The sequence below is a fragment of the Sphingomonas sp. CBMAI 2297 genome (assembly GCF_029870595.1).
Classification (GTDB): Bacteria; Pseudomonadota; Alphaproteobacteria; order Sphingomonadales; family Sphingomonadaceae; genus Sphingomonas.
In genome coordinates this window covers 88,328-108,547 of record NZ_JAPDIR010000014.1, presented here as the reverse complement: position 1 = coordinate 108,547, position 20,220 = coordinate 88,328, and the positions used below count along the sequence as shown (strand labels likewise).

Here is a 20,220-nt window from a genome sequence, read left to right as displayed (position 1 = left end):
GCCCTTCGCACTTCCCGCATCCATCCGCTCCCCATTGCCCGATCCCGCGCCGTTCCCGACGAAAGAGAGCGATGGCCGGCCCATTGTCAATATTGTCGGGAAGGGCTTTACAAAAAATGTAATCGATTGCAAATCCGGATTCGCGCAACGAGTCCGGGCAGATAGCAAAGGTCCGGCGGGCGCCACGCCGGCGGGCTCGTTGGAGAGGGGGCAGGATTGACCGTTATCGATGGCGCGATCGTCGCCGCCTATCTCGTCGCAACGCTCGTCATCGCGCTGGTGGTGCGCCGCCGCGCCGCGCAGAGCATCGACAGCTATTATCTCGGCAACAAGCGGATGCCCTGGTATCTGCTCTGCCTGTCCGATGCATCGGGGATGTTCGACATTTCCGGCACGATGTGGCTGACGACGCTGCTGTTCGTCTATGGCCTGAAGAGCATCTGGCTTCCCTGGCTCTGGCCGGTGTTCAATCAGGTCTTCCTGATGGCGTTCCTCGCGCTGTGGCTGCGCCGCTCGAACGTGCGTTCCGGTGCCGAATGGATCCTGCTGCGCTTCGGGGAGGGGACGGGGAGCCGGCTCTCGCATCTCTCGGTGGTGGTCTTCGCGCTGTTCTGCGTGGTCGGCTTCCTCGCCTATGCCTTTGTCGGCATCGGCAAGTTCATGGAGCTGTTCATCCCGTGGGAAACCGTGGCGCCGCTGCTCGGCGGGATGACGGTCGATCCCGCGCTGGTGCCGAACATCTATGCGGTGTTCTTCACCAGCCTGGTGACGCTCTACGTCGTGCTCGGCGGCATGCCCGGGATCGTGTGGACAGACGTGCTGCAATTCTCGATCATGACGATCGCGGCGATCTTCATTGCCGGCCTCGCCATGACGTTGGTCTCGCCGGACCAGGTGGCGGCGGCCACGCCCCAAGGGTGGATGAGCCCGTCCTTCGGCTGGTCGCTCGGCCTGGACTGGCGGGCGATCCAGCCCGAGGTCCAGTCCAAGATCGCCGCCGACGGCTATGGGCTGTTCGGCCCGTTGTTCATGATGATGCTCTTCTCGGGAATCCTGAAGAGCGCGGCCGGCCCCGCGCCGAGCTACGACATGCAGCGCATCCTGGCGACGCGCACCCCGCGCGACGCCGCGAAGCTGACCGGCTTCGTCTCCGTCGTCCTGATGCCGATCCGCTATCTGATGATCACGGGCTTCACGGTGCTGGCGCTGGTCTTCGTCGATCGGCTCGACCTCGTCTCGGGCGGGCGGATCGACTATGAGAGCATCCTCCCCGCCGCGATCCAGAGCTTCGCGCCGGCGGGGATGCGCGGCCTGATCGTCACCGGCCTGCTCGCCGCCTTCATGGCGACCTTCGCCAGCAGCCTGAACGCGGCGCCGCTCTATCTCGTGAACGATATCTACCGCCGCTACATCAATCCCGGCGCGTCGCAGCGCCGGATGATCTGGATGAGCTACGGCGTGTCGCTCACCGTCGTCCTCATCAGCATGGGGATCGGCCTGTTCGTCGCGAGCATCAACGATGCGCTGCAGTGGATCGTGTCGGGCCTGTGGGGCGGCTACACCGCGTCGAACGTGATCAAATGGTATTGGTGGCGGTTCAACGGCCATGGCTATTTCTGGGGAACGGTCGCCGGCATGGCCTGCGCGATGACCTTCCCGTTCCTGTTCGGCGCGCTCCTGCCCGATATGGGTTCCGTCCTCGCGCTCTACCTCTTCCCGCTGGTGATCCTGGTCGCCGGGACGATCGCCATAACGGTGAGCCTGATGACGCCGCCGACGGACATGGCGGTGCTCAAGACCTTCTACGACCGGGTGCGGCCCTGGGGCTTCTGGGGGCCGGTGCACCGCGCGCTCGCGCAGGACCGGCCGGGGGTGCGGCCGAACCGCAGCTTCCCGCGCGACATGTTCAACATCGCGGTCGGGACGATCGTCCAGACCAGCCTGGTGGCAGTGCCGATCTTCCTGGTGCTGAAGAATGTCCCGGGCCTGCTGGCAGCGCTGACGGTCGCCTCCGCCGGAGGGTTGACCCTGTGGCGCACCTGGTACCGTAGACTCGAGGACTGGCCGAGCGACATGGCCCGGCTGGATGCAGCGCCGGAGACCGCGCGATGATCGGGCGGAGCGGCATGCGGCTCGCCGCCGCGGCATTGTTGCTGGCCGTCGGCGCGGGCGCGCGCGAGGCTCCGGTGGCGGCGACCCCGGGCGAGGATCCAACCGCCTATGTCGATCCGCTGATCGGCACCGGCGGCAACGGCCATGTCTTCCCCGGCGCCACCGTGCCGTTCGGCATGGTCCAGCTCAGCCCGTCGAACGACCGCAATGGCTGGAATTGGACATCGGGCTATCATTATTCCGACGGGGACATCAAAGGCTTCGCGCATACGCACATCAGCGGGGCGGGCCTGTCGGCGCTCGGCGACATCCTGCTGATGCCGACGCGCTCGCCATCGACCGAGGCGGGCTCGGCCGAGCATCCCGGCTCGGGCTATCGCTCGCGCTTCTCGCATTCCCGCGAGCTGGCGCGGCCGGGCTATTACCGCGTCCATCTGGACGATCCGGACGTCGATGCCGAGCTGACCGCCGCCATGCGCGCCGGCTTCCATCGCTATACCTATCGGGGTGACGCGCCACGCTATGTGGTGATCGATCCGACGCACAGCGTCGGGGACCATGCCTATCGCACCGAGATCGAGATCGTCTCCGACCACGAGATCCGGGGCTGGAAGCGCGCGATCAGCCAGTCCTCGGGCGATCGCTCGGTCTTCTTCGTCGCGCGTTTCTCCCAGCCCTTCGCCAGCGCGCGGCTGACCGAAGACGACCGCCCGGTCGCCGGGCGCGCGCGGGCGGGGAGGGCGATCAAGGCACTGGTGCAGTTCGCGCCGGGCGGCGCGGACGGCGTCGAGGTCGCCGTGGCGCTCTCGCACACCGGCCAGGCCGGCGCGCAGGCGAATTTCGACGCCGAGGCGCGCGGACGCAGTTTCGACGCGGCGCTGGCCGACGCCACCCGGCAATGGCAGGAGCGCCTGTCGCGCATCACCATCGAGGGGGATGCGCGGCAGAAGCGGCTGTTCTACACCGCAGCCTATCATGCGGCGATCGCGCCCAACCTGATCTCGGACGTCACCGGCGCCTATTATCTCGAGGGCCGGGTCCGCCAGTCGCGCATCCCGCAATTCAGCAATTTCTCCACCTGGGACACCTATCGCGCGCTGCACCCGCTGCTGACGATCGTCGATACCAGGAAGGACGGCGAGATCGTCGCCTCGATGGTGTCGCGCCATGCCGAGCAGGGCCTGTTGCTGCCGAGCTGGGAGGCCGTCGGCCACGACAATCGCGTGATGATCGGCTACAGCATCGTCTCGCCGATCGCCGATGCGGTGCTGAAGGGCATTCCCGGAGTCGATCCCGAAGCGGCCTATGCCGCGATCCGCGCCAGCGCGTTCGACACGACCAAGCACAGCAACGTCTATGACGCGAACGGCATGGCGGGCTATCTCGCCTATGGGTTCGTGCCGGCCGACGTGGCAAGCTCGGTCTCCAAGACCACCGAGCAGAATTACGAGGACTGGGCGATCGGCCGCGTCGCGGAGAAGCTCGGCAAGCATGCGGATGCCGCGCGCTTCGCCGCCCGCGCGACCGGCTGGCGCCAGCTCCATGATCCCGCCACCGGCTATCTCCTGCCGCGGCTGGCCGATGGGAGCAGGGTGCCGGTGCCGATGGACACCTGGGACACGCTGAACCGGCACTATGTCTCGGGCAATATCTGGGCCTATTCGGCCTATACGCCGCACGACATGGTCGCCGCCATCCGGCTGCACGGCGGGCGCGCGGCCTATGCACGCTGGCTGGAAGGCATCTTCACCGATACCAGGCCGATCGGCGGCGAGCAGCATGTCGACATCTCGGGCTTTATCGGCCGCTATGCCCATGGCGACGAGCCGGGCCACCACATGGCGTGGCTGTTCAATCTCGCGGGCGCGCCGTGGCTGACCCAGCTTTATGTGAACCGCCTGATCCGGGAGATGTATGCCGACCGGCCCGACGGCCTCGTCAACAACGAGGATCTGGGCCAGATGTCGGCCTGGTACGTGCTGGCCACGCTGGGCTTCTACCCGGTGGCGCCAGGCGACCTGACCTATCAGCTCGCGGCGCCCCATCATCGCCGCGCGACCATCAAGCTGGAGAGCGGCAGGCGCTTCGTCGTCGAGGCCGACAATCTGACGCCGGAGAATATCTTCGTCCAGTCGGCGACGCTCGACGGCAGGCCCTATCCCCATAGCTATATCCGCCACGATCGGATCATGGCCGGCGGCGTGCTGCGCTTCGAGATGGGGCCGAAGCCGAACCGAACCTGGGGACGCGATCCGCGCGACACCAGCCTCGGCGCGTTCGACGACAAGGCGCCGGTGGAGGTGCCGCATCGCGCGGCCTGGGCACCGTTCGATCCCGATGCCTCGGCATATTTCGCCGGCGCGCGCACCATCGCCCTGAAGACGGCCGAGCCGGGGGCGGAAATCCGCTATACGCTTGACGGTCGCGCGCCGGATGGACGGTCGCCGCGGTACGTCCGCCCGCTTCGGATCGGCCGCGACGCGGTGCTGAAGGCGGTGACGCTGCGCCAGGGGCTGGCGGCGAGCACGGTCTTCGAGAAGCACTATGCCCGTGCCGCTACCGCCGGGCTCGGGGCCGGCTATCCGCGGATAGGGATCACCGAGCCCGACATGCCCTATGGCCGGGCCGACGGCGCGATGCTGATCGACCAGGAGCGCGGCACCCGTTTCTACGGGGACAAGAAATGGTCGGGGCGGCTGGGCGACATCACCGCGACCATCGACCTGGGCAAGTCGCGGCCGGTGCGCAGCGCGACGATCGGCTATCTCGACGATCCGATGAACGGCATCCTCGTGCCGCGCCGGATCGAGATATGGGCCGGAGACCGGGCCGGCGTGCTGGCGCTGGTGGGCAGCCGCGACATCGCCGCGCCGCGGGCGATCCGGCAGGCGGTCGATCGCTTGCGGATCCCGGTGCGCGGCAGCTTCCGCTACTATCAAGTCCGCGTGCTTTCCGCGGGCACCATGCCGCCAGGCCTCAGCCCGCCCGGGCGCAAGGCATGGCTGTTCCTCGATGAGATCCTATTGCAATGACCGGTTCTGCCGCGGCCATGGCCGCACCTGCCGCGCTGCGACGGCGCATTCCGATTGCCGAGAACTGGGTGTTTCGCCGCGCCGGCGATGCTGCGTGGATGCCGGCCAGCGTGCCCGGCTCGAACTTCACCGACCTGCTGCGCAACGGCGCGATCGACGACCCCTTCGCGCGTGACGCCGAGCTTCGGCTGCAATGGATCGAGGACGAGGACTGGGAATATAGCTGCACGTTCGACGTGTCGGACGAGGATCTGGCGGCGGACAGCGTCGCGCTGGTCTTCGAAGGGCTCGATACCTGTTGCTCGGTCGTGCTCAACGGCGTTCCGCTGCTGCGGGCCGAGAACATGTTCTGCATCCACCGGGCCGAGTGCCGGGCGCTGCTGCGTCCGGGCGGCAACGAACTGGCGATCCTGTTCAGGTCGCCGGTTGCGCTCGGCGCCGAGCGGCGCGCGCGCGAAGGCGTGCTCTACCCGGCCGAGAACGACAAGACGGCGGATCACGCCAGCGTCTATGTGCGCAAGGCGCCCTATCATTTCGGCTGGGACTGGGGCCCGAAATACGTCACCTCGGGCATCTGGCGGCCGGTCTGGCTCGACATTGTGCGTACCGCGCGCATCGCCGAGCTGCGGCACGAGATTGTCAGCCTGTCGCCGGAACGGGCCGAGCTGGCCTTCACCGTCGAGATCGAGGGGCAGGCGGGCGGCGAGGCCTGGCTGGAGCTGACCTGCGACCGGCCCGATGTGCCTCCCGTCCGGCAGCCCGTGACGCTCGCGCCGGGCCCGGGGACGCACCGGATCGCGGCAATGGTGGATGCTCCCCGCCTCTGGTGGCCCAACGGCCTGGGCGAGGCTCATCTCTACGGCTTCACCCTGCGGCTGGTCGATCGGGACGGCACGATCGATCTCACCACGCAACGGATCGGATTGCGCACCGTCGAAGTGGTCAACCAGCCCGATGCGCATGGCGAATGCTTCTATCTCAAGGTGAACGGCCGCCCGGTGTTCATGAAGGGGGCCAATTACATCCCGCAGGACAGCTTCCAGGAAGCAGTCACGCCCGAGCGCCATCGCCAGCTGTTTCGCGACACCGCGGACGCCAACATGAACATGCTCCGCGTCTGGGGCGGTGGCGTGTACGAAAGCGACCTGTTCTACGATCTCGCCGACGAGCACGGCATCCTGATCTGGCAGGATTTCATGTTCTCGTGCACGCTCTATCCCTCGGACGCGGCATTCCTCCAGCTGGTCGAGGAAGAGGCCGCGCAGGCGGTGCGCCGGCTGCGGCATCACGCCTGCCTGGCCCTGTGGTGCGGCAACAACGAGATCAGCCTGGGCGTGGCCCATTGGGAATGGCCCGAGAAATTCGGATATTCCGCCACGCAGTTCGCCGCGATGGTGGCGGGAAATGCGCGGCTGTTCGACGAACTGCTGCCCGATGTCGTCGCCCGGCTCGATCCGGGTCGCTTCTATTTCCCGTCATCGCCGATCGGGCACTGGAACGATCCGGCCGACGACATGCGCGGCGACGGCCATTATTGGGGCGTGTGGCACGGCGAGCTGCCCTTCGCGACCTATGGCGAGCGGCTGTCGCGCTTCATGAGCGAATATGGCTTCCAGTCCTATCCGCTGCTGGACTCGATCCAGCGCTTCACCGCGCCCGAGGATCGCGTGCTCGGCTCACCCGTGCTCTCGGTGCACCAGAAGCATGCGCGGGGCGATGCGATCATCGGCCGTTTCGTGCGTGAGGCTTTCGGTGAACCGGCCGGTTTTGAGCAGTTCTGCTACCTCAGCCAGGTGCTCCAGGCGGATGGACTGCGCGTCGCCTTCGAGGCGCATCGGCGCAACATGCCGATCTGCATGGGATCGCTCTACTGGCAGCTCAACGATTGCTGGCCGGCCGTCTCCTGGTCGGGGATCGACTATTACGGGCAATGGAAGGCGCTGCACTATCAGGCCGCGCGCTCGTTCGCGCCGGTCCTGGTCTGTGCCGAGGCGCATGAGGGCGGGTTCCGCATCCATGGCGTGTCCGACCGCATGGAGGATCTCGACGCCGAGCTGGTAGTCGAACTGGTCGATTTCGATGGCGTAGTGCTGTGGCGCGAGGTGCGTGCCGTCCGGATCGGCGCGAACGAGGCGCGGGCGCTGCTGCTGGTCTCCGCGGACGATTTGCCGGCACTGGATCGGGGGCGCACGCTGCTGACCTTGCGGCTGGTGCGGGAGGGCGAGACGCTGGCCGCGAACATCGTTCATCCGGAAATGCTCCACGCCGCGGCGCTGCCCGAGCCCGGGATCGAAATCGAGATACTGGGGCCCGACGCCGTGCGGATCAGCGCGCGGCGGTTCGCGCGGGCGGTCCATGTCGCGGCCGCCGTTCTCGATGCCTCGGGGGGGAGCCTGAATTTCGACGACAATTTCTTCGATCTGCTCGCCGGGGAAGCGCGAGTGGTGCGGGCCCGCGACGGCCGCTGTTTCGATCCGGCGACGCTCCGCGTGACTTCGGTCCGGGACGCGCATGCGATCGCGCCGGCCCCGGCTGCGCTCGAGGGGCCGGTCCAGCGGGCCGCCGCGGCGGAGCGCTGAGTGGCACGCGCCCGCATCCGCGCCACCTTGTGGGGAGGCACCGCATTCGCCGTCGCCCTCGCGCTTGCGTTGCCCGGATGCGCGGCGTTCGCCCGGGCGCCGCAATCCGCGGACGCGCCTCTGGCGCTCTCGCCGCCATTCGCGCTCAGCGTGGAACAGCTTTTCGCCTGGGAAGCGGCCGGTCCGCTTGCCGATGCGCGCAATGTCTCGCGCGAGCCGCTCGCCAGCCGGATGCTCGATCCCGGGCCCGGGCCCGATCCCGCTGCCAGGCTGGACCCGAGGGTCCGCGTGCTGTTCGCGCCGGACGGGATGAACAATTTCGCCAATTATCTGGCGCCGCAGCCCCGGTTCAATCTCTACACCTTCACGCACTGGGCGCAGATCGATGTGCTGTCGTGGTTCGCCGGCGCGGCGGAGCGCAATGTGATGATCCCGGCCCGGCCCTGGGTCGATACCGCGCATCGCAACGGCGTGAAGGTGATCGGCACGGCATTCTTCGCGCCGCTCGCCTGGGGCGGTTCGGCGAAGACGCTGGAGGCCTTTCTGCGCGAGGATGGCGAGGGTCGCTTCCCGGCGGCCGATCGCCTGGTCGAGATCGCGCGCCACTATGGCTTTGACGGGTGGCTGATCAATCAGGAGACGGACGTCTCGCCCGAGCTTGGCGGGCGCATGGCGCGGTTCATGGCGTATCTGACGCGGATCGCCCCCCGGGGCATGGAAATCCATTGGTACGACGCGATGCTGCCCAATGGCCGCGTCCAGTGGCAGAACGCCTATGACCCCCGTAACGCGGCGCTGCTGCAGGATGGCGCGACGCGCGTGGCGGACGCGATGTTCCTGAACTATCAATGGACGCCCGCCGGCTTGCGCGCGGGCGCGGCGCTGGCGGAGGCGAGGGGGCGTGACCGCTACGCGCTGTTCATCGGCGCCGATCTCTGGCCCGCCCGGGACAATGCGCAGCGGGCGTTCGGCAACAAGCGCTGGCTGCGCGACTTGCGCGAGCAGGGGGACGGGCCCGCGCTGGGCTCGATCGCGCTGTTCGCGCCGAACTTCAACTTCAACGCCGGCGGCGCGTTCGGCGATTTTCGCGCCGATCCGCGCGACGTGAAGCGCTTCTACGACGGCGAGGTTCGCCTGTTCGCGGGCGACGACCGCAACATGGCCACGGGCAACGCCACCGAAGCGATGCGGACCGGGGCGTGGGAAGGTCTGGCGGCGCTGGTGCCCGCCCGCTCGGTGATCGCGAAGCTGCCGTTCGAGACCAGCTTCAACACCGGGCACGGCCTGATCGATGCCCGGGATGGGCATGTCGTCGGCGGCTCGTGGCACGACATGGCGCGGCAGGACCCGCTCCCGAGCTGGCAATTCGCCCATAGCCCGGCCGCCCGGCTGGAGATCGGCTATGATTTCCGGCGCGCCTGGCAGGGCGGCAGCTCGCTGCGGGTGCTGCCCGTGGCGGCGCTGCACGCTCCGGCCGAGGTGCCGCTGTTCCTAACCGACCTGCCGATCGACGCGCGGACGGAGCTCTCGGTCACCGCGATCGTCCCGTCGCCGGGCTATGCGCTGCGCCTGACGATGGTCGATGGCAGCGAATCACTTCACCCCCTGGCCGCCACGGGCGTGTGGCGGGAACGCCGCTGGTGCCTCGGGCCATTGGCCGGGAAGGCGATACGGCGAATTTCCCTCATGATCGAGCGCGGTTATCCCAAGCCTTTGAATCTAGGGAAGATAGCCATTAAGGGCCGCTGTTCTCCGGCAGGATAGGAAACCGGTATCAATCGCTCGGCCCGGCTGCAATAAAAGCGTTTGACAAAGGAAATGTAATCGATAACTTTGTAATCGATTACATTTGGATCGTCGAACCGGAGCCCGGCGGATGCGTCAAGGGCAGGGTCAAGGCGGACGATGGAATCGGGGAGGAAATGGCGGCTAGCGGTCAACGCGCCGCCCGCTTGAAAGGGAGAGGGGCAATGGCCTTTTGTCGCACTGTCGGGAGCGCATCCAGATCGGATATGTTCCGCAAAGTCCTGCTGACCACTACCAGCCTGGCGATCACCACGATCGTGCCGCTGGGGGTTGCGCATGCGCAGGAGGCGCGGCCCGACGCGGCCGCAACCCAGGAGGAGGAAGGCGAGGCCATCCTCGTGACGGGATATCGCGCGTCGATCCAGGAAGCCCTGCGCCAGAAGCGCGACGCGAACGCGATCGTCGAAGTGATCACAGCCGAGGATATCGGCAAGTTCCCCGACAAGAACGTCGCCGACGCACTGCAGCGCGTGCCCGGCGTGGTCATCACCCGCGACGGCGGTGAAGGCAAGACGGTCAGCGTCCGCGGCCTGCAGGCCGGCCTCACCCTGACCCAGCTGAACGGCAATTATATCGCGTCCTCGGAGACCAATGACGAGGCTTCGCGCTCGTTCAACTATGTGCTCCTGCCGTCGAACATGCTGTCCAGCGCCGAGCTGTACAAGACTCCGGAGGCGCGGATCGACGAAGGGGGCATCGGCGGCACGGTGATCCTGAAGACCCGGCGGCCGCTCGATCTTCCGGCCTGGTCGGGCTTCGTGACGGCGGAGGGCACGTATTCCGATACGAGCGCGAAGGTCGACCCGCAGCTGTCGGGCATGATCTCGTGGCGCAACGAGGCCGAGACCGTCGGCCTTCTCGTCGGCACCACCTGGCAGCGGCGCACCAACCGCAGCATGGAATTCAGCACCGAGAGCTGGACCTGGTATTCCGACAACAATGCGCGAAGCGCGGTGGACGTGAACGGCAAGGCGCTCGATCCGCAGCCGTCGAAATGGTGGGGCGGGTCGGGCTTCAACGACCAGAACGGCAAGCATTACTCGGATTTCTTCCTGCCCACCTCGGTCAATTTCGCGGTGCGTGACGAGCAGCGCGAGCGACTGGGCATCCAGGCGACCGCGCAGCTGAAGCCGTTCCACAACCTCACCCTGACCGCCAATTACTTCCGCTTCGATCTGAAGGGGGATTATGCGCTCAACATGCTGAAGATCCCGGAATGGAATCTCGCCCGGGTCTCGTGGGACGGCAATTATGCGGGCGGGCGGCTGCTCAACGGGCTCACGCTCGATCCCAGCGGCACCATTGCCACCGGCGCGGAATATCGGAAGCTTGCGGGCAGGGCCTATTATTGCAACGAAACCCAGGCCGCGGCCGGCGGGAAGCCCTCGGGCGGCTGGGGTCCCGACGACTGCACGATCCCGACGCCGCAGCTCACGGGCGGCTATAGCCGCGAGAAGGCGTTGTCGCAGACGGTCGACTTCGCGGTCGACTGGGAGAATGGCCCATGGCGTGCCGCTCTGGTGGGCGGCCGGACCTGGTCCGAGGGCGGACCGTCGCTGAACTTCCGCATGTCCGCCAAGCCCCGCCGCTTCGTCAACGGCGCCTGGCAGATGGGCAACAGCCTGAGCGCCTGGAACCTGACCGGCACGCCATCGGCGACCTTCTCGCCGGATCTTCAGGACAATCTGCGGGCCGGCATTGCCGAGATCGATCTGGGATCGACCGATTCCTCCTGGAAGGAAACGTCGATCTCGCAAAACTATGTCCAGGCCGACGTTACCAGGCAGTTCGAAAGCTCGTGGCTGCAGTCGATCCAGGCCGGTGTAAAGTATCGCGACGGCAAGGTGCACCGCAACACCGGCAATACCCTGTGGTACTGCCCGGGCACGACCACGCGCTACCAGAATGGCTGCGATGCCCAGGCATCGGTGGCGCGTCCGGAATATTTCTATGCCAAGGCGCTCGGCCATATCGAGGGCGGCTTCAACGCCAATGTTTTCCCGGGGATCGATTTCCCGGCCTATCTCGCGCAGCTGAAGGCGCGGTACGGCGACGCGGTTCGCTACGAGGAACCCGATTTCATCTACAATGTCGGCGAGAAGATCCTCTCCGGCTATACGCAGCTCAACTTCAAGGCCGACCGCATCCGCGGCAATATCGGCCTGCGCGTCGCCCGGACCAAGCAGCATGCCGAGTCGACCGACGCGATCGAGCGCTTCCTCGACTATTTCGTGGATGGCCCGGGCGGCACCCCGCAGCCCTGCACGACCGAGCCGGGCTGCGAGAGCGGCTTCCTCAAGAACGAGATCAAGGAGAAGACCTTCGAGCTCAACACGCTGGACAAGACCTATACCGACTTCCTGCCCAGCCTGAACTATGCCGTCGACCTGACGGACCGGCTGGTGCTGCGCGGTGCCGTGTCCAAGGTCATCTCGCGGACCGGCTATACCGACATCGCCTTTCCGGGCGCCCTCAACTTCGTCTCGCAGGAATATAGCTCCGATCGCAGCGCGGCGGGCGGAAGCACCGATCCGGGCTGGACGGGATCGGGCAGCAACAAGGATCTGAAGCCGTTCGAGGCGTGGCAATATGACGTCGGCCTGGAATGGTATTTCCACCCCGGCTCGGTGGTGGGCGTCGGCCTCTTCCGGAAGGACGTGAAGAACTTCATCGTGCCGGTGACCCGGGACCAGCAGGTCACGATCGGCGGCAATACCGTGACGGTCCGCAACTTCTCGACCTCGGCCAATGGCCGTAACGGCGTCTCCAAGGGTATCGAGCTCTACGCCCAGCACACGCTGGACTTCGGCCTCGGTTTCCAGGCGAACTTCACCTATAACGACACCAACATGGCCGCGGTCATGCTGGACGGGAAGGAGATCGCCAGGTCGCCGCTCGTCGGCAGCGCGAAGACCCAGCTCAACGCCACGATCTTCTACGAGAGCGAGAAATTCCTGGCGCGCGCTTCGTACAACCGCCGCGGCGAGCTGGTGGGCGGCCTGCACAACGGGCTCAGCATCTACTCCGAGCCCTATCAGCAGGTCGACCTGAACGTGGCGTACAACATCACCAAGCAGCTGGTGCTGAGTGCGTCGGTGCTGAACCTGACCAAGGAGGAACAGCGCGCGCATCTGGGCAACGACACCAAGGCCCGGCTGTGGACCAACAATTATTCGGGCCGTATCGTCTATGGCGGGGTGACCTATAAGTTCTAGGTCATCCATTCCCCCTCGCACCCGGCGGGCGTGAGGGGGATTTCCGAAGGACGGGGTCATGGCCGTGCCGGCGACGGTGCCGGATGCCATCACGGCCCGATGCGGCGGCGCCGGCCTGATGGCCGGCGACCGTCGCTCGGGCAGTCCATCGGCCGATGCCGGGGAGGGGGATTTGCAGCGATGAGCACCGACAACCGCATCAGGAAACTGGTCGTCGTGGGCGGCGGCAGCGCCGGCTGGATGGCGGCGGCGGTGCTGGCCACGTATCTGGGACGCGGTACCTCCGTTCGCCTGATCGAATCGGAGGAAGTCGGCATCGTCGGGGTGGGCGAGGCCAGCGTCCCGCACATGAAGACGTTCAACACCGAGATGCTGGGCATCAAGGAAGTCGATTTCGTCGTCGAGACCCAGGCCAGTTTCAAGCTCGGCATCCAGTTCAACGACTGGGCGCGCATCGGCGACAGCTATGTCCATGGCTTTGGAAAGATCGGCCAGGGCATCGGGCCGTTGCCGTTCCACCAATTCTGGCTGAAGCAATATCTCGCCGGGCGCGCGGCGGAGATCGGTGCCTATTCGCTGCAGACGGTGGCGGCGCCGCTGAACCGGTTCATGCCAAGCCCCGCCAATGCCCCGGAGGGCTCGCCGCTGGCGGACATCGCCTATGCCTATCATTTCGACGCGAGCCTGTATGCGCGCTTCCTGCGGAACCTGTCCGAGCGCCGGGGCGTGCAGCGCACCGAGGGCAAGATCGTCGAGGTGATCCGGCGCGCAGAGGATGGCTTCGTGGAAGCGGTCGTGATGGAGAGCGGAGAGCGCATCGAGGGCGAGCTGTTCGTCGACTGCTCGGGCTTTCGCGGCCTGTTGATCGAGCAGGCGCTCGAGACCGGTTATGTGGACTGGACGCATTGGCTGCCCTGCGATCGGGCGATGGCGGTTCCATGCGAGAATGCCGGCCCGCTAACGCCCTATACGCGCGCCACCGCGCGCGGGGCCGGCTGGCAGTGGCGCATTCCGCTGCAGCATCGCTGCGGCAACGGTTATGTCTATTCCAGCCAGCACATCAGCGACGACGAGGCGGCGGCCACGCTGCTCGCGAATCTCGATGGCAAGGCGCTCGCCGATCCGCGTCCGCTGCGCTTCACCACGGGCATGCGCCGGAAGTTCTGGCACAAGAACGTCATTGCGGCCGGCCTGGCCGCCGGATTCCTGGAACCGCTGGAATCCACGAGCATCTACCTGGCCCAGTCGACCATCCAGCGCCTGATCGGCCTGTTTCCGAACCGGGATTTCGATCCGCTGCTGGCCGAGCGCTTCAACCGGGAAACCACGTTCGAATGGGAACGGGTGCGCGACTTCATCATCCTCCACTATCACGCCACCGAGCGGGACGACACGCCGTTCTGGGACCATTGCCGCACCATGTCGGTCCCGGCGCCCTTGCAGGAGACGATGGACCTGTTCCGCGGCGATGGCCGCTATTTCCGCAACGGCGAGGATTTCTTCGCGCTGCCGAGCTGGGTGCAGGTAATGCTGGGGCAGCGCATCGTGCCGCGCGGCTATCACCCGATCGTCGACGAGATGCCGGAGAACCAGCTGGCCGCGTATCTCGAGCAGACGCGCGAGGCGCTGGCGAACTGCGCCGAGGCCATGCCCTTGCATCAGGCATTCATCGACGGGCACTGCAAGGCGCCGCCGGACCGGGTTCAGGCCGGCGCAACGCCGCACATGGTCAAGGCATAGGGGAGCTTCGGTAATGGACATTACAAGGCGAGCGGTGCTCGCAGCCGGCGGCGGGATCGCGGCTTCGGCGATGCTGGGCCCGGTCGGCGCCGCGCGGGCCGCCGGGTTCGCCAGCAAGCGCCCGCCGGTTGCCGAGCGGCGGTTCGTGAACCAGGCGGTGGAGCGCGAGATCGCCCGGGTTTCCGGGATGATCGCCGATCCCGAACTCGCCTGGCTGTTCGGCAACTGCTATCCCAACACGCTCGATACGACGGTCGCGATGGGCACCGTGGAGGGCAAGCCCGACGCCTTCGTGATCACCGGCGACATCCCGTGCCTGTGGCTGCGCGATTCGGCCGCGCAGGTCCGCCCCTATCTCCATTTGGCGAAGCAGGATGCCGGGCTGCGCGAGCTGTTCCGCGGGTTGATCGGCCGCCATGCGCGGTCGGTCCTGATCGATCCCTATGCCAATGCCTTCATGCACAATCCCGACGAGAAGACGTCGCTGGTCTGGGCGAAGGAAGACGACACGGAGATGCGGCCGGGCGTCGCCGAGCGGAAATGGGAGATCGATTCGCTCTGCTATGTCGTGCGCCTCGCTTATGGCTATTGGCGCGAGACGGGGGACAAGGCTCCGTTCGATGCCGCCTGGGCCGAGAGCGCCCGGGCGATCGTGCGCACTTTCCGCGAGCAGCAGCGCAAGGACGGGCCCGGGCCCTACAAGTTCCAGCGCACCAACAAGCAGCCGAGCGAGACGCTGCAGGCCGGCCTTGGCCTGCCAACTCGCAAGGTCGGGCTGATCCATTCGGCCTTCCGTCCCTCGGACGACGCCTGCATCTTTCCGTTGTTCGTGCCCGCCAACCTGTTCGCGATGACGGCCCTGCGCGAGTTGGCGGCCGTGGCGAGCGAGGCGCGCGGCGACGCTGCATTGGCGCGGGACGCGGCGGCGCTGGCGGATGAAGTCGAGCAGGCGCTCGCCCGCTACGGGGCGATGACCCTGCCGGACGGGCGCGAGGTCTGGGCCTATGAAGTCGATGGCTATGGCAATGCGCTGTTCATGGACGATGCCAATGTGCCGTCGCTGTCGGGCCTGGCCTGGCTCGGCTGCGTGTCGGCGAACGATGCGCGCTGGCGGCGCACGCGCGATGCGGCGTGGAGCGCGGCCAATCCGTGGTTCTTCCGCGGCAAGGCCGGCGAAGGCATTGGCGGGCCGCACCAGGGCGAGGACTTCATCTGGCCGATGTCGCTGATCGTGCGGGCGCTCTCCTCCGGCGACGATGCGACCATCCTCGCATGCCTGCGCACCCTGAAGGCCACCCATGCCGGCACCGGCTTCATGCACGAGGCGTTCCACAAGGACGACGCCGCCAAGTTCACGCGTGACTGGTTTGCCTGGGCCAATGGCCTGTTCGGCGAGCTGATCCTGCATCTCGCCAGGACCCGCCCCAAGCTCCTCTCCGCACCCTTGGCCGGCTGAGCGCGCCAGGAAGGGGAGCGCGCCCGGACGAGTTGAGCCCGGGTTGGTTACGCGGCTTGTCACGCAGCCGACCCGCGCCTGTTATATTCGTTCCGCATAGCCCTGGACCCATGGGTATCGCGGGAAATGCACAGGCAGGGCCGGCAACCTGGCCTGTCTTCTACAGACTGGCCGGCACGGAATTGTGGGAGCGTTTCTCGCTCCACGGCATGAAGGCGTTGCTGACGCTCTACCTGGTCCGGGAGGTGCTGGCCGATGGCGCCGCGCTCCCCTGGGGCATGGCGGGGCTGCGCGCGATGCTCGAGGCCTTGTGGGGGCCGCTATCCCCCATCGCCTTGGGGTCCAACATCTATGGGCTCTACGCGGCGCTGACCTATTTCGTGCTGCCGCTGGGCGGTCTGGCGGGCGATCGCCTCTTCGGCCGGCGTGCGGCAGTGGTGGCCGGCGCGGTGCTCATCGCCTGTGGCCACCTCCTGTTGACCGACCCCTATCTGCTGCTGCCGGCGCTGCTGCTGCTCATCCTCGGTACCGGACTGCTCAAGGGCAATCTCGCCGCGCAGGTCGGCGAACTCTTCCCCGCGCCGGACGGCCGGCGGGACAAGGCGTTCGCGATCTATCTGGCCTTTCTCAACATCGGCGTGATGCTGGGGCCGCTGGTGTGCGGGCTGCTCGCCCAGGCGCTCGGCTGGGGCTATGCCTTCGGCGCCGCGGGCGTCGCCATGCTCGCCGGGCTCGGCCTCTATCTCACCATTCCGGCCACGCCGCGGCGCGCGCGCGCACGCCCGGCGCTGGAGGAGGACCGCGCCTATCGGCCGGTGACGGCGATCGGGGCGATCCTCGTCGTCATCCTCGCTTTCTGTGCCTATGAGCAGGTATCCAACATCTTCCTGCTATGGGTGGCGGACGCGATCCGCCCGACGATCTGGGGGCTGCCGGTGCCGCCGGCCTGGTTCGCCTCGGCGGACGGCGTCTTCACCATCCTGATGGTCATCCTGACGATGCGATGGCGATGGCTCGCATCGCTGCGGGACTGGGATCGGCTCGCCATGGGCTGCGCGGCGATCATGCTCGGCTATGGCCTGCTCGCGCTGGTGGCGGGAACGGGGCTGCGTTCGACGGCGGGGCCGCTGGCGGTGCTGCTGCTGCTCGATCTCGGCGTGGCGCTGGTCTGGCCGGCGGGGCTGGCGATCATCACCGGCGCGACGCCGCAACGGCTCGCGGGCGTGATGGTCGGCATATTCTACCTGCACGGCTTCTTCGCCAATCTGGTGGTCGGCGCGCTGGGTGCCTTGTACGAGCGGGTGCCGGTAGCGACATTCTGGTCGATCCACGCCGGCATTGCCGCGAGCGCGATGCTGGTTTCGCTGATGCTGCGGGCATTCGACGGCGAGAAGCGCATGTTTAGAATGCCTTGGCGCCTCAACACCGCGCCGTGACGGGATCGCAGCGCGCAAGGACCCCGCCCGGCAGTGCGGCGCGATAGGCAAGCCGTTCCGGGTTGGTGGCACCTTCGTACAGGTCGCTGCTGATCCATTGCGCGCCCGAGGCGATGGCGGCGTCGAGCCGCCGGCGATCGGCGGCGCGCGCTTCCTTGAGGCCCACATCCGCGCGGGTGCGGACGATAAAACCGGCGCGGACGAGTCCGTGGATACGTTCGCCCTCCGCAATCGGATCCTGGATGTTGAAAACCGCCGCCTCGTCCGCGTCCTCGGGATAGAAGCCGAACATCGCCCGGCCGCGCAGCGACGGATGACCGGCGCGATAGGCCTCTTCATGCGCCGTGCTGCCGTCGAGCACGAACAGGAAGCGGCCGGCCGCCCGCGCCAGGCTCGGCCAGCGGCGCGCGGTCGCCGCGGCGCGCAGGCTCGGCAGCGTGCGCCGCACATCGTCGGGCGTGACGAGCCGCTCGCGCCCGATCTCCGCCAGTATGTCGGCATCGAGCGCGGCCAGGTTGCCGGCATCGAAGCGCGCGCCGCCGGCGTCGCCGGTGTTGATCAGCACCATGACCGGCCCATGGCCCGGATGCCGGTCCGACCAGTGCCGCAGAGTCGCCAGGCACAGGCGGAGGGTCAGGCAATGAGTCTCGGTATCGAAGCCGGGGATGTGCAGCACCTTGGCGCCCGGCGCGGCCATGATCCGGCGGCTCTCGGCATCGGCGCCGCCATAGGGAGCGGCATAGGCGCCGCCCGCGGGATCGGGCGCGACGTCCAGCTCGAGCTGGCGCAGGCCGAGGGCCAGCTGCGCCTCGAGCGGCGGATGGCCATAAGCGAGGCCCGCCCATTCCGCCGCACCGGCGCCGGCAAGCCGGGCGCGCAGCTGCGGCGAGGGATAGGGGCGATAGCTGTTGTGCGAGCCGATGAGCTGCACCTGGTCGAGCCGCAGGTCGCCGCGCGGCGCGGAAGCCGCTCCCGTGCCGGCGACGAGCGCCAGCAAAGCCAGCGCGCGCATCATGCCGGCGCTCCCGTCATCGGTTCGCTGATGCCCGGCGCGCCGGTTTCCCAATGCCCGGCGAGCCCGTGGACGGTGCCGTCGCCCGCCTCGACGCGCACGTCATACCAACGATGCGCGGCCAGCACCGCCAGCTTCACCGTCGCTTCCTCCCCGGGAGCCAGGCGGAGCCGCCCGGCGCTCGGGGCGGCGTGGCGCGAGGCGATGCGCAGGTCCAGCGGGGTCGTATCGCGATTGGCGAGATGGACATGCGTCGCCGCGCCGACGCGCTCGGCATGGCTGGTGAAGCGCGTGCCCGTCATGATCGAGCGATGGAAACCATTGGGACCCGTCACGGTCAGCGTCCGCCGCGCGGCGATGTCGACCGGCCAGCTGTCGTCGAGCGACCGGCCGGCGCCCACGGTATAGTGGCGCGGGCCGTGATCGTCGCCGCACACCGCGCGCCGCCATGGGCTGATATTGGGTTCCAGCACTCCGAAGCGACGCTCGAGGAAACGCAGGACCGAAGTGTGATCGGCCAGCTCCGAATTCACCCAGCCGCCCCGCGTCCATGGCGAGGCGATCAGCATCGGCACGCGCGGCCCCAGGCCGACCGGCTGGCCGCGATAATCCTCGCCGTCCAGCGCGACCGTGCTCGCGCCCATGCCCGGCAGCGTGGCGGGAAGCGGCGGGCTCATATGGTCGAAAAACCCGTCATTCTCGTCATAGTTCAGGATGAAGACGGTCTTGGCCCAGACTTCGGGATTGGCGGCGAGCGCAGCGATCAGCCGGGCGCTGAGCGCCTGGCCATAGGCGGGCGGCGCATCGGGATGCTCGCACATATGGAAGGGCGCGACGATCCACGCCACTTGCGGCAGGCGGTCCGCCGCCACATCGGCGGCGAAGGCGCGCACCAGATGCTCCCCGCGCGACGTGCCGGCGTTCGCGCGCGTCGATCCCTCCGCCCAGGCGCGCGCCGCCGCATATTCGGCGGTCTCCGTCCCGATCCCGCGATAGCGGGCGAACAGCGCCAGCGGATTGTCGCCGTAATTGTCATATTCCTGATAGAGCTTCCACCGGATCCCCGCGGCCGAGAGGCGGGCGGCATAGGGCGTCCAGTCCAGCGCATGCGCCTTCGGATCGTCGCGGCCCATATCGGCGGTCTCGTTCGGATCGACGCCGTCATTGGAGACGATGAACGCGCCGTCGCGCCCGACGGTCAGGCCGCTGGTGCCGGTCCAGTGATAGAGGCGGTTGGGGCCGGTCGGCCCATGGACCGAGCAGTGATAGGCGTCCGCGATGGTGAACTGATCGGCGAGCGCATAATAATAGGGCAGGTCGGCCCGCGTCATATAGCCCATTGCGAACGGGCCCTTTTCGGGCATCCAGACGTCCCAGTCCTTCCACCGGGCGTGGCTTCCCTTCCAGCTGTGATCGAGGCTCTGCAGGCAGCCGGCGGCGGTGGCGCGGGTATCGAGATGGAAGGGGCGGACGATCGCGCCGCCGTCCTTGTCGTCCTGCCGCTGTTCCCAGACGGTCCGGCCCGAGGGCAGCATGGCCGGGCGCGGATCGGCGAAGCCGCGCACGCCCCGCAGCGTGCCGAAATAATGATCGAACGAGCGATTTTCCTGCATCAGGATCACCACATGCTCGACATCCGCGAGCGTGCCGCGCGCGCGGACGGGCATGGCGAGCGTCGCGGGCGCGGCGGCCAGGGCGCCGGCGCTGGCCACGAAGGTGCGGCGGTCGATATGAGTGCTCTTCATGACCGTCGATTGCCCGATCTTGATTACATCCTCGCGTAATCCGATCGATTGTTGACCATTTCCCGGCGGGCGCTAGCTTGCCGCCTT

At 67.5% G+C, this 20,220-nt stretch carries 10 protein-coding genes; 8 read left to right on the top strand and 2 right to left on the bottom strand.

Annotated elements, in window-relative coordinates; genetic code table 11:
- Window positions 1-216 precede the first annotated feature (216 nt).
- The 8 genes from OMP43_RS17960 (at window position 217) to OMP43_RS17925 (ending at window position 17,376) form a co-directional block, all read left to right on the top strand.
- Complete coding sequence (locus tag OMP43_RS17960) at window positions 217-2,112, top strand: Na+:solute symporter (RefSeq protein ID WP_280280907.1); 1,896 nt, start codon at window positions 217-219, stop codon at window positions 2,110-2,112.
- Complete coding sequence (locus OMP43_RS17955; protein ID WP_280280906.1) at window positions 2,109-5,144, top strand: GH92 family glycosyl hydrolase; 3,036 nt, start codon at window positions 2,109-2,111, stop codon at window positions 5,142-5,144. Before OMP43_RS17960 ends, OMP43_RS17955 begins: the two co-directional genes overlap by 4 nt.
- Window positions 5,141-7,723, top strand: coding sequence for a glycoside hydrolase family 2 protein (locus OMP43_RS17950; RefSeq protein ID WP_280280905.1), 2,583 nt, complete (start codon window positions 5,141-5,143; stop codon window positions 7,721-7,723). The genes OMP43_RS17955 and OMP43_RS17950 overlap by 4 nt, the downstream gene beginning before the upstream one ends.
- Window positions 7,724-9,487, top strand: a complete 1,764-nt coding sequence (locus tag OMP43_RS17945) for a hypothetical protein (RefSeq protein ID WP_280280904.1) — start codon at window positions 7,724-7,726, stop codon at window positions 9,485-9,487.
- A 248-nt stretch (window positions 9,488-9,735) separates the two neighbouring features.
- Complete coding sequence (locus tag OMP43_RS17940) at window positions 9,736-12,744, top strand: TonB-dependent receptor (RefSeq protein ID WP_280280903.1); 3,009 nt, start codon at window positions 9,736-9,738, stop codon at window positions 12,742-12,744.
- 180 nt (window positions 12,745-12,924) lie between these two features.
- The gene (locus OMP43_RS17935) at window positions 12,925-14,484 is read left to right on the top strand and encodes a tryptophan halogenase family protein (RefSeq protein WP_280280902.1); all 1,560 of its coding nucleotides are present in this window, start codon (window positions 12,925-12,927) and stop codon (window positions 14,482-14,484) included.
- A gap of 13 nt (window positions 14,485-14,497) precedes the next feature.
- The gene (locus OMP43_RS17930; RefSeq protein ID WP_280280901.1) at window positions 14,498-15,940 is read left to right on the top strand and encodes a glycoside hydrolase family 125 protein; all 1,443 of its coding nucleotides are present in this window, start codon (window positions 14,498-14,500) and stop codon (window positions 15,938-15,940) included.
- 110 nt (window positions 15,941-16,050) lie between these two features.
- The gene (locus tag OMP43_RS17925; protein ID WP_280280900.1) at window positions 16,051-17,376 is read left to right on the top strand and encodes an MFS transporter; all 1,326 of its coding nucleotides are present in this window, start codon (window positions 16,051-16,053) and stop codon (window positions 17,374-17,376) included.
- Here the strand turns inward: OMP43_RS17925 and OMP43_RS17920 are convergent.
- Both OMP43_RS17920 and OMP43_RS17915 read right to left on the bottom strand, forming a co-directional pair.
- Window positions 17,360-18,391 (bottom strand): Ca2+-dependent phosphoinositide-specific phospholipase C, encoded by a 1,032-nt coding sequence (locus OMP43_RS17920; RefSeq protein WP_280280899.1) that lies wholly within the window; start codon window positions 18,389-18,391, stop codon window positions 17,360-17,362. The two genes, OMP43_RS17925 and OMP43_RS17920, sit on opposite strands and share 17 nt — an antisense overlap.
- Window positions 18,388-20,133, bottom strand: a complete 1,746-nt coding sequence (locus OMP43_RS17915; protein ID WP_280280898.1) for an alkaline phosphatase family protein — start codon at window positions 20,131-20,133, stop codon at window positions 18,388-18,390. The genes OMP43_RS17920 and OMP43_RS17915 overlap by 4 nt, the downstream gene beginning before the upstream one ends.
- Window positions 20,134-20,220 lie beyond the last annotated feature (87 nt).

What these genes read in the sequence shown, in the direction of transcription:
- OMP43_RS17950 (WP_280280905.1), top strand. Translation starts at nt 5,141, where the DNA reads ATGACCGGTTCTGCCGCGGCCATGGCCGCACCTGCCGCGCTGCGACGG.
- OMP43_RS17935 (WP_280280902.1), top strand. Translation starts at nt 12,925, where the DNA reads ATGAGCACCGACAACCGCATCAGGAAACTGGTCGTCGTGGGCGGCGGC.
- OMP43_RS17940 (WP_280280903.1), top strand. Translation starts at nt 9,736, where the DNA reads ATGTTCCGCAAAGTCCTGCTGACCACTACCAGCCTGGCGATCACCACG.
- OMP43_RS17920 (WP_280280899.1), bottom strand. Translation starts at nt 18,391, where the DNA reads ATGATGCGCGCGCTGGCTTTGCTGGCGCTCGTCGCCGGCACGGGAGCG.
- OMP43_RS17930 (WP_280280901.1), top strand. Translation starts at nt 14,498, where the DNA reads ATGGACATTACAAGGCGAGCGGTGCTCGCAGCCGGCGGCGGGATCGCG.
- OMP43_RS17915 (WP_280280898.1), bottom strand. Translation starts at nt 20,133, where the DNA reads ATGAAGAGCACTCATATCGACCGCCGCACCTTCGTGGCCAGCGCCGGC.
- OMP43_RS17925 (WP_280280900.1), top strand. Translation starts at nt 16,051, where the DNA reads ATGGGTATCGCGGGAAATGCACAGGCAGGGCCGGCAACCTGGCCTGTC.
- OMP43_RS17955 (WP_280280906.1), top strand. Translation starts at nt 2,109, where the DNA reads ATGATCGGGCGGAGCGGCATGCGGCTCGCCGCCGCGGCATTGTTGCTG.